Annotated in this window: 12 protein-coding genes; 8 read left to right on the top strand and 4 right to left on the bottom strand. The window is 70.5% G+C overall.

Features of this window, described 5'->3' with window-relative positions:
- Positions 1 to 17: 17 nt before the first annotated feature.
- Complete coding sequence (locus tag JFB92_RS05090; RefSeq protein ID WP_199035528.1) at positions 18 to 1,259, bottom strand: cellulose binding domain-containing protein; 1,242 nt, start codon at positions 1,257 to 1,259, stop codon at positions 18 to 20.
- A gap of 255 nt (positions 1,260 to 1,514) precedes the next feature.
- Between JFB92_RS05090 and JFB92_RS05085 the strand changes: the two genes are divergently transcribed.
- A complete protein-coding gene (locus tag JFB92_RS05085; RefSeq protein WP_199035527.1) occupies positions 1,515 to 6,128 on the top strand; it encodes a tetratricopeptide repeat protein in 4,614 nt (1,537 codons plus the stop codon).
- 27 nt (positions 6,129 to 6,155) lie between these two features.
- Here the strand turns inward: JFB92_RS05085 and JFB92_RS05080 are convergent, their stop codons facing one another.
- Positions 6,156 to 7,172 carry a zinc-dependent alcohol dehydrogenase gene (locus JFB92_RS05080; RefSeq protein ID WP_199035526.1) on the bottom strand — a complete coding sequence of 339 codons (1,017 nt, stop codon included), beginning with the start codon at positions 7,170 to 7,172 and terminating at the stop codon, positions 6,156 to 6,158.
- Between the two features lie 46 nt (positions 7,173 to 7,218).
- A complete protein-coding gene (locus tag JFB92_RS05075; RefSeq protein WP_199035524.1) occupies positions 7,219 to 8,028 on the bottom strand; it encodes an IclR family transcriptional regulator in 810 nt (269 codons plus the stop codon).
- Positions 8,029 to 8,077: 49 nt separating this feature from the next.
- Here JFB92_RS05075 and JFB92_RS05070 point away from each other — a divergent pair, with 49 nt between their 5' ends.
- Both JFB92_RS05070 and JFB92_RS05065 read left to right on the top strand, forming a co-directional pair.
- Entirely contained in the window at positions 8,078 to 9,790 is a 1,713-nt protein-coding gene (locus JFB92_RS05070; protein WP_307789024.1) for an IlvD/Edd family dehydratase, read from the top strand.
- Between the two features lie 31 nt (positions 9,791 to 9,821).
- Positions 9,822 to 10,508, top strand: a complete 687-nt coding sequence (locus JFB92_RS05065; protein WP_199035520.1) for an SDR family NAD(P)-dependent oxidoreductase — start codon at positions 9,822 to 9,824, stop codon at positions 10,506 to 10,508.
- Here the strand turns inward: JFB92_RS05065 and JFB92_RS05060 are convergent.
- Entirely contained in the window at positions 10,502 to 11,068 is a 567-nt protein-coding gene (locus JFB92_RS05060) for a maltokinase N-terminal cap-like domain-containing protein (protein WP_199035518.1), read from the bottom strand. The two genes, JFB92_RS05065 and JFB92_RS05060, sit on opposite strands and share 7 nt — an antisense overlap.
- A 291-nt stretch (positions 11,069 to 11,359) precedes the next feature.
- Here JFB92_RS05060 and JFB92_RS05055 point away from each other — a divergent pair, with 291 nt between their 5' ends.
- The 5 genes from JFB92_RS05055 to JFB92_RS05035 all read left to right on the top strand — a co-directional run bounded on the left by JFB92_RS05055 (position 11,360) and on the right by JFB92_RS05035 (position 14,760).
- Positions 11,360 to 11,629 (top strand): metal-sensitive transcriptional regulator, encoded by a 270-nt coding sequence (locus JFB92_RS05055; RefSeq protein ID WP_199035516.1) that lies wholly within the window; start codon positions 11,360 to 11,362, stop codon positions 11,627 to 11,629.
- A 76-nt stretch (positions 11,630 to 11,705) separates the two neighbouring features.
- Positions 11,706 to 12,020, top strand: a complete 315-nt coding sequence (locus JFB92_RS05050) for a rhodanese-like domain-containing protein (RefSeq protein WP_199035514.1) — start codon at positions 11,706 to 11,708, stop codon at positions 12,018 to 12,020.
- A gap of 75 nt (positions 12,021 to 12,095) precedes the next feature.
- Complete coding sequence (locus JFB92_RS05045) at positions 12,096 to 13,439, top strand: MBL fold metallo-hydrolase (RefSeq protein WP_199035512.1); 1,344 nt, start codon at positions 12,096 to 12,098, stop codon at positions 13,437 to 13,439.
- Positions 13,436 to 14,002, top strand: a complete 567-nt coding sequence (locus JFB92_RS05040; RefSeq protein WP_199035510.1) for a rhodanese-like domain-containing protein — start codon at positions 13,436 to 13,438, stop codon at positions 14,000 to 14,002. The genes JFB92_RS05045 and JFB92_RS05040 overlap by 4 nt, the downstream gene beginning before the upstream one ends.
- Positions 13,999 to 14,760, top strand: a complete 762-nt coding sequence (locus JFB92_RS05035) for a sulfite exporter TauE/SafE family protein (RefSeq protein ID WP_372451575.1) — start codon at positions 13,999 to 14,001, stop codon at positions 14,758 to 14,760. The genes JFB92_RS05040 and JFB92_RS05035 overlap by 4 nt, the downstream gene beginning before the upstream one ends.
- Positions 14,761 to 15,352 lie beyond the last annotated feature (592 nt).

Genomic DNA, 15,352 nt, shown 5'->3' with positions numbered 1-15,352 from the left:
GCGCTTCGGCGGTAGTGCTAGAGCGCCGGCTCGCAGGCGCGGCCGTTGCCGTAGACCTCGATGAGCGGGGCCGGGTCGCTCGATCCGCTGACGATGAAGCCGACCTCGACGGTCCCGCCGACCGGTACCGGGCCGTTCCAGGAGGTGTTGGTCAGCTCGGCGACCGATCCGTTCTGCGTCCATTCGGCGTTCCAGACCGACTGGATCACGCGGCCGTCGGGAAGGGTGATGACGACCGTCCAATGGTGCAGCGGCTCGACCAGCGGCGTTATGGCGACCGATCCCATGTAGCCGTTCCCCCAGTCGGCGGTGACCGCGAAGGTGTACTCGCAGTAACGCTCCTGCTCGGCCTGCGGCTCGATGGTTCGGATCGAGTCCTCCAGGCAGCCGGTCATCGCCCCTTCGTGGTCGAAGGCGCAGACCTTGGCGACCACGTAGTGGACATCGATGTCCGCGTCCGGGTCGGAGGGCAGGAGGCGGCTGAACTCCTCTGCCGTCTCGACCGGTTCATAGGAGACCTCGGTCTCCTCTACCACCGAGTCGTGGTGGTTGGCGGTGAAGAGGACCCGGTACTCTCCGGCCGGTTCGATCGGGTCGCAGGGGTATTCGGGGGCGATCAGTTCGAGGACGGCGGTTCCCTCGACGCGCACGCGCCTCGGGTCGATCCACTGGAGCGTGGCGTCCACGGTCGCCCGGTGGCAGGCGTCGGGAACCTCGAACTCGTGGAAGTACGGTTGAGCCTCGTCCGCTCCGCCGTCGGGCCGGACGGTGACCTCGTCGCCGCAGCGGCCCTCCCAGCTCGATCCGTCCTCGCGGCGCTCCTGGCACACGGCCACGGTGAGGCGGTCGAACGCCGTCGCCCCGGAGAAGTCGAACTGGTACTGGCCCGGCGAGGCGGCGGCGTCGATCGGCTCGATGTGCTCCGCGACGGCCGCGCCGCCCGCGTACGCGGTGAACTCGATCTGGCGGTCGGCCGGGATCACCGGCAGGCAGTACCCCGGGGCGCCGGGCGTCTGGACCACGCGGGCCTCCCCGGAGATCTCGACGCGGTGGTCCTCGCCCGGGTGGGTGGCCCGCCACAGGGCCTCCCCGCCGGTCTCGAAGATCGTGCAGCCGTCCTCGCCGGCGTCCTCGGCCTGGAAGGGGCGCGGCGGCGGCTCGGGGTGGTCGGCGCTGGCCGGGGCGGCGAGCGCGCCGGACAGAAGCAGGCCCGCTGCGATGGCCAGGCCGCCCCTGAGTAGGAAACGGGGTGGTCTCATGGGATTTCATCACTCCACTGAAGATAAATAGATGCGTATAAATATTCCAGGCTGTACGGCCCCAGTCAACTCATCCCTTCGTCCATTTGCGGCCGAGTCCAGGGGCAAACCCGTCCGAGTAACGGATTCGGTCTTGCGCGGATCGTAGTGATTCGGTTGCAATAGAGGAGCGGACACCGATGCACGGGGAGGATCGGCCGACCCTCGGCCGATCCGCGGCGTCAGGCGCCCGAATCGAGCGAACGGAGTCAGCCGGTGGATGCCGAACTCCTCAAGATCCTGCGCGGCCTCTGCATGTACAAGGAGGTGTGGGACCGCGAGGACGAGATCGACCTCGCGGATCCCGCGAGCCGCCTCGAATACCTCCGCGTCTGCCGCGACACCGAGCGCTTCGACAAGGCCCTGCCGCTCATCGAGTCCGTTCCCGACACCGACCCGATCCCGCTCTCGGAGCGGCTGGCGGTGCTCGACCGGCTCGGTGACAGCGAGCGGCTCCGCACCGTGCTCGACACCGCGCTGGGCCGGCTCGCCGCCGCCCCGGACGGATCGCTCCCCGACCCGTTCCTCACCTGCGCGGCCGCCCGCGCACAGGCCAGTTTCGGGCGGCTCCGCGAGGGACTGCGGGTCATGAGTCCGTACGCGGACCAGATGCACTCCAGGGCGCCGGTCTTCTCGACGTACATGTTCCTGTTCATCCGCCTCGGCTGGTACCGCGCCACCCACAAGCTCATCCAACGCGTCGGCGACCTCGTGCACGAGCCCGAGGGCCCGACTGCGGCCACTCGACAGATCCGGCGCCTGGTGAGCGGCGCCCGAGCGCTCGGCCGCATCGGCGACGTCGAGACCGCCCTGGCGCTGTTCGACCGCGCTCACTGGATCGCCGATCGACCCGACTTCAATCCCGCCGGCATCCACTACCCGTGGGTCTGGCGCTGGCACGCCTACCTGCTGCGCACCAACGCCCTCTGGGAGCAGATGGACGAGTTGAAGCAGCGGGCGCGGCAGGCGCCGCTGTGGGTGTCGAACAGGAATCCGCTGCCGCGGGCCATGGTCGCCGACTCCTCGCCGTTCCAGGTCGAACTGGCCATGCGGGTGATGAACCTGTTCGACGGCACCGAGAGGGAGGCGTTAATCGAGGCCTCGGGCAGACTCGACGACTCGGAAGCGGCCATGGGCTCCTCGGCGGATCTGATCCAGGCCAAGGGCGAGATCCTGCACCAGCTCGACGACGAGCAAGGGCTCCTCGCCCTCACCCGAGAGCACCCCTACAGCGTGCCGCCGCGAATCGAGTACGTCCGCATGCTGACCGATCGCGGCATGCTCAATGAGGCCTCCGAGGCCCTGGAAGGAATCCTCGGAGACCGGCCCCGCAATCCAGAGGCGCTCCAGCTGCGGGTGGCCGTGGACGCCGACCGGCTCGCTCCCGATCCCGACCGGAAGCGACGCGTCGAATCGGCCCACAAGCTCCTCGATGAGTTCCCCGTGGACGCGCCCGCGCTCGCGATCACCGCCGAGCGACTGGCGCAGAACGGCCACTTCAATGACTCGGAGGCACTGTTCCAGCAGCTCACCCGCTACAACCCCGTCTACGGCCTCGGCTGGGCCGGGCGGCTCCGGGCCGCCACCTGGAATCACGACTGGGCCCTGGTCGCCCGGATCGAGAAGGAGTTCGAGGAACGCCGGATACCCGAGGAGGACTTCGCCGTCGAGGGCCTCGACGAGCTCTACGGGTACTGGTTCGAAGTCGCGCGCGCACTGGCGAGGGCCGCCCAGATCGACTTCGACGCCGCCGACGAGTGCATCGCCAGGGCCACCGGCTACTGGCGGCACCGCGACATCCGACCGGAGTTCAAGAGCCATTCGAGCGACCCGCTGTGGGCCTGGACGGTCGAACGCCTTCGTTGGCGCCGCCGGACCGACGCCGCCGCCGACCGCTGCGTCAGCTTCGTGGACCAGGCGCCTCGAAACCCCTACTTCCTGGTCAAGTACGGATGGGTGCTGCTCGAACGCCACGACTTCAAGGGAGCCGAGGCACAGTTTCAGAAGGCCCTGAAGATCCGGCCCGGGTCCAGCGGCGCATGGAAGGGACTGCTGCGGTCGCTGCGGTTCCAACTGCGGTTCGCCGAGGCCCACGAATACGCCGAGCGCGCCAGGCTGATCCTGCGGCCCGATCCGGACATCTGGTGCGAGCACGCGGAGCTGTGCCTGGCCGAGCACGACACCGAGCGTGCGCTCGGCCTGCTCGACGAGGCGATCCGCTTCGCGCCCAACCACGTCAACACGCTCGCGATGCGGGTGCGGTGCCTGTCGATGCGCCGGGACCACCAGAGCGCGATCGCCGAGGCCGAGTTCGCGCGGTCTCGGCGCCGCGACAGCGTCGAGATCCTCGAGGCGCACTGCAAGGCGCTGCTGCGACACGGACGCGACAAGGAGTCCCTGGAGGTCATGAAGGGGGCCCGCCGCGAGTTCGAAGACTCGCGGGGGCCCTCCGGTCCGGCCGGACCGGAGCGCGGCGATCTGTCCATCGAACTGCTCAGCGCGAGCGTATTCGCGCAGTGCGGCGCGGACCTGCCCAATTGCCGGGAGGTCATCGAGCGACTCGGGCGGCACGAGACGTGCGCGACCGCGATCGGCACCGCCGCCGGCCTCTGGCGTCTCCACCTCGAGCTGGCGGAGGCGAGTGACCTGGTGACCGGCTTCCCCGGCTGGGAGGGAGAATTCGAACTGCTCACCGAGTACGCCGAGATCGCCGCCGCCTACGGACCCGAACGCCCTCCGGCGGGATCCTCGGCGGATCGAGTCGACGACCGCGACGGCTACAGCCTCGCGGACTACCACCTCGCCCGGGCCAGGCACTTCGATCCCTACTCGATCTCGACGTTGCAGCGCCAGGTGCACCTGTGGAACGCCCAGCAGCGGTTCGACGACTCGCTCGCGCTGCTCACCGACGCCGGGCGGAGGTTCGGCGAGCATTTCATGGTCGAGCTGCTGACGGCCGAGACCCATGTGCTCCGCGGTCGCCCCGACGAGGCGATCCGGACCTCCGCTGCGGTGCTCGACCTGTTCGAGAGCCGACGCCAGCAGCCGATCAGGATGCGCAACGCGCACCTCCGCGCCGTCCGCGCCACCGGAGATCTGGACCGGGCGCTCAGGCTCGCCAGGGAACTGGTCGAGGACTGCCCCGCCAGTCGCAGGGCCCATCTGGCGCTGGCCCGGAGCCTGGAGGACTTCAACGAGTCCTCGGAGGCGCTCGAACACCTGGAGCGCAGCCTCCTTGAGCTGCCGCTGTACCCGCCAGTAGGCGAGAACGCGGCCCTCTTCTGCCGCCTGCGCGGCGAGTACGAGCGCGGCCACGAACTGATCAAGCGGGCGCTGAGGCACTACGACTACGACATGACGCCGGAGGCGGTGTTCAAGCGTGCGGATGCCGGTCTGCTCGCCGAGCTGGCGCTGACGCTCCCGTGGGTCGGCCTGGAGGACGAGGCGAAGAAACGCATCGGGGACCTCCGCGAGCGAACCGACGTCTACGCCAAGAGCCTCGGATACATCAGCTCAGGCTGGCACGAGGTGCGCGCCAAGAACCCGGACGAGGCGATCGAGGAGTTCGGGCGGGCACTGGCCACCGGGATGTGCGCGAACGAGGCGCGCTACGGCCTGGCTCAGGCGTACATGGTCAAGGCCGACCGGACGCATGACAACGACCTCGGCAACACGCTGCTCCATCGGGCGCGGGCCCTCGCGCAGCAGAACATCGACGCCGCCGACTCGGAGCGGTCGCTCATCCTCGCCGGGCGGGCCTGCTACCAGCTCGGCGACTGGAAGGAGGCCGAGGAGTGCTTCCGCGCGTCCATCACGAAGCACCGGGTCCACGGCGCCCACCTGGAGCTGGCGGTCGTCCTCAACCACATGGGGAGGCTGGAGGCGGCGCTCGCGGCCACCGAGGAGGGTCAGCGATGGGCGGCGGCGGACCCACGGCTCCTGGCGGTGCTCGGGCTCACGAAGCTGAGGATGGTCGTCGAAGAGCGGCATGACGGGAAGCTCCTCAAGGAAGGGGTCGGCGACATCGACCGGGCGCTCGACGCCGCCCCCACCGATCCGACCGTGCTTTCGGCGGTTGTCTACGCGGCCAACCACACCGACCTCTACCTGCCCACGACCGCGTACTCGTATCTGGAGAAGGCACTCGATGACAAAGTGAACCGGGCGAGCTTTTCGACCATGAAGCACCTGTACCTGATGCTGGCCGAGCTGACGCTCCGGTACCGACGGATCGACGGTCTTCGCCTGCGGTGGACGCGGGGTCCGCGGAGGTGGGCCGAGCTGGCGCTGGCCTATTCCGACGAGCCCAGGGCCCGGGCGATCGCGAAGTCGTTCTGGCCCAGGCGGCGGACCGCCAAGATCGCGGAGCGTCCCGTCGGGAAGGGGATGCAGGGCGAGGCGGGCGGGATCCAACGGCGTACCGAGGTGCCGCCGTGGCCGCGGTACACCGTGATCGGGGTGGGACTGGTGGCGTCGCTGGTCGGAGTCGTGGGCGCGGTCGTGCCGAGCGGCGGTCCCGAGGCGGTCTACGCCGCCGCGGTCGGTGCCGCGCTGGCCGGGTCCGGCTTGTTCGCCAATAGGTTGAGCGGGTTGGCCTTCCGCGGGCTCAAGGTCGACATCTCACCGGCGACCGAGATGGCCGGCACGCTGAGCCTGCCGGCCGAGCCGCCGATGCGGTCGGTGGTCATGCCGCAGACGCCGGTGAACCGGTCGGACGGGCAGTGGCGGCTCTCCGAGTCGCACCGCCAGCTCCTCGGCCCGGCGGTGGGGCCGATGATCACCGGGCACTACACGTACCGCGACGCGAACTTCCCGTGGAAGACCCGGTGAGCGGCCCGGATGTCGGCCGTGCGGGCCTCAGATCCTGCGGGGGTCGATGTGGATCTTCGGTCCCGGTCCGGCCTCGGGCGGGCGTTCGCCCGCCAGGACCGGGCCGGCTCCGGCGAGGCCGACGGTGGCGGCGATGAGCGGGCGCGGGTCGACCGAGCCTTCGGCGTAGGCGCCGATGGTGGCCTCCAGGCCTGGCGAGGCCGAAAGGACGCCCACGGCGGTCACGTCTGCGAGGACGAGCGCGCGGGTGTCGATGCGGCTCGGGACCGAGGCGAGTCCGATATAGACGACCGTGCCGCCCGGTTCGACCAGTTCGAGCGCGAGTTCGGGGAGGTGGGCGGCGTTTGAGGCGTCGATGATCGCGTCGAAGGGCAGGTCGGGAACGGTCGCCTCGGTCCAGGTGTGTTCGAAACCGAGGCTCGCGGCGAAGGCCGGCGAGCTCTCGGTCAGGCCCATCAGGTGCACTTCGGCGCCGGTCGCCCGGGCGAACATGGCCGTCAGCAGCCCGATGGTGCCCGGCCCGAGCACCAGGACCCGGTCTTCGGGGCCCGGGTCGGCCCCCTGGACGGCGCGCAGGGCGTTGCCGCCCGGCTCCACCAGGGCTCCGAGCGCGGCGTCGACCGCCTCGGGCAGGGCGTGCAGCGAGGAGGCCGGGACCGCGAGGCGTTCGGCCAGGGCCCCGTGCCTGCCGCCGCGGATGCCGACCTCTTGGCGGCGTTCGCACACGTGCTGGAGTCCGCGCCGGCAGCGGCGGCAGGTGCCGTCGCCGAGCATCGTGTCGCCCATGACGCGGCGGCCGATCCAGGCCGGGTCGACCCCTTCACCGACGGCGGCCACGCGCCCGGCCCACTCGTGGCCGAGCCGCATGGGGTACGACGAATGCCCGTCGTGGAGGTACTGCATCCCGCCGGTGTAGAACTCGACGTCGGTGCCGCACACGCCGACCCGCTCGACCTCCACCACCGCCTCACCGGGGGCGGCCTCCGGTTCGGGGACCTCCTCGATCGAGTACTCCCGGGGTCCGGTCAGGACGAACGCGCGCATCGGCGGCTCCCTCCGGTCGCGTCGGCGGCGCCGAAGGGCCGGGCGGTCATCGGTTGCCCTTTCCCAAGGGGCCGAGCAGTTCGCGGATCTCCTCGACTGAGGCGGCGAGCCGCTCCAGCGGGGTCCGGTAGGTCAGGGCGCTGACCGAGACCGCGCCAGAGGGCAGGCTCGGCGAGTCGGTGTAGACCGGCAGCGCAATGCAGCACACGCCGGTCTCGCTCTCCTGGTCGTCGACGGCGTAGCCGCGCTCGCGGGTGGCCCCGAAGTCGCGGTGGAGCTCGGCTGCCGTGCACAGGGTTCGCGGGGTGCGGCGGCGCAGCGGCACCGCGCCTATCCACTCCTCGACGGCCGCGAGCGTGTCCAGCCGCAGCGACAGCAGGAGCTTGCCGACGCCGGTGGCGTGCGCGGGGTTGCGGCCGCCGACGGTCGAGGTGAGGCGGGCGGCCCCGGACGGAGGGTCGGCCTTGGCCCGGTAGACGACGTCCCGGCCGTCGAGCACCGCGTAGTGGGCGGTCTCGCCGAAGCGGCGGGCGAGGGCCTCCAGCACCGGGTGCACGCGGACGTGGTCGGGCCGCGCCTCGTGGTGGGCGAAGGCGATCCGCAGGAACTCGTCGCCGAGGAGGTAGCGGCCCCGCTCGTCCTGATCGACCAGGTCCGCCCGGCTCAGGGAGGCCAGCGCGCGGTGCACTGTGGACTTGGGGCTGGCCATGGCGCGGGTCAGCTCGTCGAGCCTGATCCCGTCGGGGTGGCGGGCGACCTCTTTGAGCACGGCGAGCACCCGGTCCGAGCCGACCAGACGCGCCTCAGGCGCGGCCCGGGGGGCTTCCGTTTCCGTGGAGTCCTGCGTATGCTTCATGACGTTCCATAGATTAGACCATTGTTCCGATTATCGGGAGGAGAGGTTCGTGAGCCTCCGCAGCGACCAGTGGTACGCCGGTTCCGACCGCAACGCCTATATCCACCGGGCCTGGATGCGGCGCGGTGTGCCGGGCGACGCCTTCGACGGGCGTCCGCAGATCGCCATCGCCAACACCGCCTCGGACCTCAGCCCGTGCAACCGGCACCTGTCCGAAGTCGCCCGGTCGGTCCGCGACGGCGTGCACGAGGCCGGCGGCATCCCTCTGGAGCTGCCGGTGATGTCGCTGGGCGAGACGCAGGTGCGGCCCACCGCGATGCTGTGGCGCAACCTGGCGGCGATGGAGACCGAGGAGATGCTGCGGGCCAACCCGATCGACGGCGTGGTACTCCTCGGCGGCTGCGACAAGACCATTCCGGCGCTGCTGATGGCGGCGGCCTCGGTGGACCTGCCGGCGGTGGTCGTCCCCGGCGGGCCGATGCTCAACGGCACCTTCCGCGGCGAGCTGCTCGGCTGCGGCACCGGCGTGTGGAAGCTGTCGGAGGAGGTGCGGGCAGGGACGCTCACGCAGGAGCAGTTCGTGAAGTCCGAGTCGGCGATGATCCGCAGCCGGGGGCACTGCAACACAATGGGCACGGCCTCGACGATGGCCCTGGTAGCCGAGGCCCTGGGGATGGTCGTGCCGGGCTTGGCGGGGACTCCGGCCCCGGACAGCCGCCTGCTGGAGGCCGCGCACGGCACCGGCAGGCTGGCGGTGGAGATGGTCGCTTCGGGCCGTACGCCCTCGACGTTCCTGACCGAGGGGTCGTTCCGGAACGCGATCGTGGCCTTGGCGGCGATCGGCGGCTCGACCAACGCCGTCGTGCACCTGCTGGCCATCGCCGGGCGGCTGGGGATCGAGCTGACGCTGGACGACTTCGACCGGATCGGCTCCCGCGTCCCGGCGCTGGCCGACCTCCAGCCGGCCGGGCGCTTCCTCATGGAGGACCTGCACCGAGCCGGAGGGTTCCACGCGGTCCTGCGGGAGGTCCGCGACCTGCTCGACTCCGAGGCGGCGACGGTGACCGGGCGGCCGCTGACCGACTACCTCGACGAGGCCGAGATCTGGGACCGCGAGGTCATCCGCATCCGCGAGAAGCCGCTGGTCGCCGAGGGCGGCATCGCCGTCCTGCGCGGCAATCTCGCCCCCGACGGCGCGGTCATCAAGCCCGCCGCGGCTTCGGAGCACCTGCTCCAGCACCGCGGCCGGGCGGTGGTCTTCGACTCCATCGAGGACTTCCGGGCCCGCATCGATGACCCCGACCTGGATGTGGACGCCGACTCGGTGCTGGTGCTGCGCGGCTGCGGCCCCAAGGGCTACCCGGGGATGCCGGAGGTCTCGAACATGCCGCTGCCGAAGAAGCTTCTGGCCCAGGGCGTGCGTGACATGGTGCGGGTGTGCGACGGGCGCATGAGCGGCACGGCCTACGGCACCGTGGTCCTCCACGTCTCCCCCGAGGCCGCCGCCGGAGGACCGCTGTCGCTGGTGCGGACCGGCGACGTCATCAGCCTCGACGTGGCCGCGCGCCGCATCGAACTCGACGTTCCCCGAGACGAGCTCGCGGCCCGCACCCCGAACCAGGCCACGCTCGACGGCTACGCCGCGCCGAAGCGGGGTTGGGAGCGGCTCTATATCGATCACGTCAACCAGGCCGACCGCGGCGCCGACCTCGACTTCCTGGTCGGCTCGTCCGGTTCGGAGGTGAGCCGTGAATCCCACTGAGCCTCAGAACGATCCGAACAGGAGCGATGCCATGGCCGCCGGAACCGCCAGGACCGCCGTCGTCACCGGAGGCGCCAGCGGCCTCGGCGCGGCCGCCGCAGCACGGCTGCGCGCCGACGGCCTCAAGGTGACCACGCTCGACCTCGACGGGGCCGACCTCAATGCCGACGTCACCGACGCGGCGGCGTTGGAGCGCATAGCCGAGGAGGTCGGGCCGGTCGACGTGCTGGTCAACTCGGCCGGAGTCATCGGACCGAACGCGCCGCTGGTGGAGACCGAGCCCGAGCAGTGGCGGCAGGTGCTGGACGTCAACGTGGTCGGCACGGTGAACACCATGCGCGCCTTCGTGCCCGGCATGACCGAGCGCGGCTGGGGCCGGGTGGTCAACTTCGCGAGCATCGCCGGCAAGGACGGGAACCCGAACCTGTCGATCTACTCGGCGTCGAAGGCCGCGGTCATCGCGCTCACCAAGTCGGCGGGCAAGGAGTTGGCCACCAGCGGGGTCCTGGTCAACGCGATCGCACCGGCCGTGTTCGCCACGCCGATGAACGCCGACACCGCCCCGGAGGTGCTGGCGCACATCACGAGCCTGATCCCGATGAAGCGGGTCGGCCGCCCCGAGGAGGCGGCCGAGCTGGTGTCGTTCCTGGCCTCGGAGAGGGTCAGCTTCTCCACCGGCGCCGTGTACGACCTGACCGGTGGCCGCGCCACCTACTGAGGGGCGAGCGAGAAGAACACCCCTCGCTCGGCCGTCCCGTCCGGCCAGGTCCATCCGGCGACGACATGGGCCGAGGTCGGCGTGCCCTCCTCCGGGCGCAGGACGCGGTTGTATCGGAGGTCGGTCCCGCCGCCGGTGCCGTGGACGGTGACGGTCGGGTCGGGGGTGTCGCTCTGGGACTGGTGCTGGGGTTCGGCCTCGCCGCGCAGGAGGGCGAGCAGTTGCGCCGTGACCACCGGGTCGTGGGCGCCGTCGTAGATCCACCGGGTGCCGAGCACCCCGTGCTCGGAGGTCCCGACGAGCGCCTCGGCGGGGGCGCCTTCGATCGGCGCGCCGCGGTAGCCCATAGGCGCCAGGTAGGCGACGGGTTCGGGCCCGGCGGAGTCGACCACGACCTGGATCTCGATGCCGACTTCGCCTTCGGGGTCGTCCAGGCGGAAGCCGCCGCCCTTGTGCAGTTCCGGTGCTCCCCCGCCCGCGTACCAGGGCTGCTTCGGCAGCCAGTCGGTGAGCAGTTCCAGCTTGGTGGGGGTCATGGTGGTGGCGTGGATGGTTGCCATGCGTTGTCCCTCAAGGTAGGTCCGGCTCCGTCGTCCGACGGGGCGGGGTCGAGTGTAGTCGCGCCGGGCGCGCTGCCGGATGCTGTGACTGGTGTCTTTCTCATCCCCAGAGAGGGTCGACATCTCCACTGGAGCCGTCCGCGACCTCACCGATGGACGCGCGATCTAATGAGTTCGGGAGGCATCGGCGGGAACCCGTGCGCCGGATGGTTCAGGGACGGCAGCGCCACCGGTCAGTGACCCATCGCACAACAGTAGACGCGAATATACCCCTGGGGGTATGTTGGGCCAATGCAGATGAACGAAGCGCTGGCGGGCGATGCCCTCAACCGGCTCAAGCGGGCCCAGGGGCAATTGGCGGCGGTGGTCGACATGATCGAGGACGGGGACGACTGCCAGAAGGTGCTGACACAACTGGCCGCGGTGTCGAAGGCGATCGACCGGGCCGGCTTCAAGCTCGTGGCCTCGGGCCTGCGGGAGTGCCGCCGAGCCGCTGAAAACGGCGAACAGGAGCCGCTGACGGAGCAGGACCTGGAACGCATGTTCATGGCCCTGGCCTGACATGGTGCGCCCGGCGTACGCCGGGCGCATATTTTTCGAGATCAGATACCCCCTGGGGTATAGAAGGGATTTAGCTGTGCCGATCGAAGAACCACTGCACCGCTTCCGCGCCGCCCACGGGCGCGGTGAACCCGTCGTCGATGTCCGCGAGCCATCAGAGTACGCCGCAGGCCATGTGCCCGGCGCACTGTCGTTCCCGCTGGGGCGCCTTCACAACGCGCTCGACGAACTTCCCGCCGGGCGGCTCCACGTCGTGTGCGCCAGCGGCAACCGCAGCATGGTCGCCGCCGACCTGCTACGCCACATCGGGCGCGACGCGGTTTCGGTAGCAGGCGGCACCGCCGCCTGGAGCCGTGCCGGCGGCCGCCTCGCCTTCGGCACCGCCGCCTGATACGCCTGGCTTTCAGCGCCAATTTGTCAATCTATTATACCCCCCGGGGTATGAATGAGAACTCGAGAGGAATCCATGGAGATCATCTCCTTCCCGACCCCAGGGCTCGGGGACACCAGCTATCTGCTCGTCCATGACGGCACCGGTGTCCTCGTCGACCCGCAGCGCGACATCGACCGGTTCCTGCGCGAGGCGGAGCAGCGCGACGTCGAGTTGCGCTTCGTCCTGGAGACCCACTTGCACAACGACTACGTCTCCGGCGGTGAGCAGGCCGCTCTGCGCTCGGGCGCCGAACTCGTGGTCCCGGCCGCAGCGGCTCCCGCCTACCGCCACACACCCGCGTTCCACATGGAGGACATCAAGACCGACTCCGGCTTGAGGCTGCGACCGATCCACACCCCTGGCCATACCCCTGAGCACACGAGCTACCTCGTGCTCATCGACGGCGAGCCCAAGGCGGTGTTCTCCGGCGGAAGCCTGCTCGTGGCGGCGGCAGGACGCCCCGACCTCCTCGGTCCCGAGCGCGCCGAGAGCCTCGCCAGGCTCCAGCACGGATCCGTCCAGCGCCTCGCCGACCTGCCGTCGGACGTCGCATTGCTGCCCACGCACGGGGCAGGTTCGTTCTGCACCACCACCGGCGCGTTGCGCACGACTTCGACCATCGGAGAAGAATGCGAGTCGAACCCGCTGCTCTCACTGCAGACGGCCGACGAGTTCGCCGAGCGTCTCATGGCCGCACCGGCTCCGATCCCGGCCTTCTACCGGTATATGGGTCCGGCCAACACTCTCGGCGTCCCGCCGATGCCGCCGACCGCTCCCCCGACGATGCGATCGTCCGACCTGGACGGCCTGCCCGAGGATGCCGTGATCGTCGACCTCCGGGACCGCCGGGCTATGGCGGCGGGGTTCGTGCCCGGTTCGGTGCTCATCGAGTTCGGCGAGGATCTCGGGTCGTGGACCGGATGGCTCACTCCCCGAGGCGCACCGCTGGTCCTGGTCGCCGAAGCCGACCAGGACCTGGCCGAGGCGGTCACGCAGCTCGCCCAGATCGGCCTCGACAACGTGGTGGGCGCGGTCACCGATCTCGGCAGTGCCGCCACGGCCACCTTCGAGGTCTTGGGCCTGCAGGACTTCCTGCGCCGGCTGCGCGAACCGGACGCCCAGCTGCTCGACGTGCGCATGCCATCCGAGTACGAGCAAGCAGCAGTCCCGGGCGCCGCCCGGCGTTTCCTGCCGGATCTGTTCACCGCGGGGGTTCCCGAAGCGCTCGACTCGAGCCGGCCGGTGCTGGTCGCGTGCGGGTCGGGCCGCCGGGCCGCCATCGCAGCGGGCCTGTTGCATCGCGAGGGCTACCGGCCGATCGTGCTCACCGGAGCCGGCATCCCCGACCTCGCCGCCGCACTCGAAGGAGCGAAATGACTTCCATCGATCCGGTCTCGGCCCGTGAACTGATCACTGCCGAACCCGACACGCTCGTCGTCGACGTCCGAACCGCCGCCGAATTCGCGGGGACGCACATCCCCGGAGCGATCAACCTCCCGCTCGATCAGGTCGACGCCCACTTGCAGCGCATCGTCGCCGACGCGGGCGGCCACATGATCCTGGTCTGCCATAGCGGCCGCCGCGCCTCCCAGTGCCAGACCACACTCGCCGCGGCCGGGCTGCCGGGCACCGCGGTGCTTGAGGGCGGCATGGTCGCTTGGACCGCGGTCGATGGGCCGGTCGTCTCCGGGAATGGCCGCTGGGACCTCGAACGGCAGGTCCGGCTGGCGGCAGGGACACTGGTGACGGTCTCGATACTTGCGAGCCTGCTCTGGACTCCGATTCTGGTCCTCGCCGGGATCGTCGGCGCGGGTCTCACGTTCGCCGGTCTGAGCGGATCCTGCCTCCTGGGGGCACTGCTGGCGAAACTGCCGTTCAATCGTTCCGGCGCGCCTTCGGTCGAAGACTCACTGCGCCGACTGTCGAAGGCCCCTGAGTGAGCGCCGCACTCGTTGCCGCGCTGGTGGCCGCCGTCGCCATTGGCATCCTGCTGGGTCTGCTCGGCGGCGGCGGCTCGATCCTCACCGTCCCCGCGCTGGTCTACCTCGCCGGTGTCGAGGCGAAAGCAGCGATCGCGATGTCGCTGTTCATTGTCGGCGCCACATCGTTGGCCGCGATAGGCGTCCACGCTCGCGCCGGACGCGTGCGGTGGCGGACCGGACTGCTGTTCGGGGCGGCGGGCATGGTCGGGGCCTACTCCGGCGGCCGGATCGCCGAGTACGTCCCCGGTCAGGTTCTGCTCGGAGGCTTCGCAGTGATGACGGTGCTGACCGCCGTCGCGATGATCCGCCGCCGGACCGATCCCGATCCCGAGGTCGCACCAGCCCGCCGACCGATCGCGCGGATCCTTGCCGAAGGCATGGCGGTCGGACTCGTCACCGGGTTGGTAGGGGCCGGCGGCGGATTTCTCGTCGTACCGGCGCTGGTGCTGCTGGGAGGGCTGCCGATGTCGGCGGCGATCGGTACCTCGCTGCTGGTCATCGGCGCGAAGTCCTTCGCGGGACTGGCCGGATACCTGCACGCGACTGCGATCGACTGGCCGCTCACGCTCGCCATGACTGCGGTGGCGATCGCAGGAAGCCTGGTGGGAAGCGGCCTTGCCGGTCGGATCGATCCGGCCCTCCTGCGGCGCGGGTTCGGGTGGTTCGTGGCAGTCATGGGCATCGCTATGCTCGCGGGGCAACTCACAGCCGCCTGACCCGAGCTCGGGACCGCGATCCCGCGGGCACGGGAAGAGGGACCAGGCTGAAGTCGCTCTCCTCTTCCCCGCTCCGCTCGATCAACGGGCTCATCGCCTGGTGCTCGGTGTGTGCAACCGCCGCTTGGCCACCAGATCCTCCGGCGACAGCCTGACAATGTGGACACGGCCGGGCAGCAGCACGGACAGGGCCACCGCGAGGTCGATGAACTACTGGAGGACCGCCTCGGCCACGGGTGCGCGCAGTCCGGCAGCGGCGGACACGGGGTCGCCGCGACCAGGACCGCGACCGCTCGGAGGGCCGCGTCGGACATCGCCCAGGCGAGCGCGGCGATGGCCGGTGTCAGCCTGCGAACCGGTCGGCGACGCGCACGAGCGGAGGTGACCACCGCCGCGAGCAGGGGAGCTTCGGCCGACTCGAGGTCCGCGCGCCGTGGCGAGTGCGGCCGACCTAGGAGGGACGCGGGGGGGGACAAGCGTCCCGAGGGCCACCGGTAGGCACCGTTTCGGGTCATCGCGGGGCAGGTCGAATCCCCACCGATCGACCGGCCCCGCAGGCTCACCCGGTCGGCTAATCGGGGTTGGCGATGAC

This window comes from Glycomyces salinus (assembly GCF_016428645.1).
Taxonomy (GTDB): Bacteria; Actinomycetota; Actinomycetes; order Mycobacteriales; family Micromonosporaceae; genus Glycomyces; species Glycomyces salinus.
This window is presented reverse-complemented; position numbering and strand designations above follow the sequence as displayed.

What these genes read in the sequence shown, in the direction of transcription:
- JFB92_RS05040 (WP_199035510.1), top strand. Translation starts at nt 13,436, where the DNA reads ATGACTTCCATCGATCCGGTCTCGGCCCGTGAACTGATCACTGCCGAA.
- JFB92_RS05065 (WP_199035520.1), top strand. Translation starts at nt 9,822, where the DNA reads ATGGCCGCCGGAACCGCCAGGACCGCCGTCGTCACCGGAGGCGCCAGC.
- JFB92_RS05045 (WP_199035512.1), top strand. Translation starts at nt 12,096, where the DNA reads ATGGAGATCATCTCCTTCCCGACCCCAGGGCTCGGGGACACCAGCTAT.
- JFB92_RS05060 (WP_199035518.1), bottom strand. Translation starts at nt 11,068, where the DNA reads ATGGCAACCATCCACGCCACCACCATGACCCCCACCAAGCTGGAACTG.
- JFB92_RS05080 (WP_199035526.1), bottom strand. Translation starts at nt 7,172, where the DNA reads ATGCGCGCGTTCGTCCTGACCGGACCCCGGGAGTACTCGATCGAGGAG.
- JFB92_RS05090 (WP_199035528.1), bottom strand. Translation starts at nt 1,259, where the DNA reads ATGAGACCACCCCGTTTCCTACTCAGGGGCGGCCTGGCCATCGCAGCG.
- JFB92_RS05055 (WP_199035516.1), top strand. Translation starts at nt 11,360, where the DNA reads ATGCAGATGAACGAAGCGCTGGCGGGCGATGCCCTCAACCGGCTCAAG.
- JFB92_RS05075 (WP_199035524.1), bottom strand. Translation starts at nt 8,028, where the DNA reads ATGAAGCATACGCAGGACTCCACGGAAACGGAAGCCCCCCGGGCCGCG.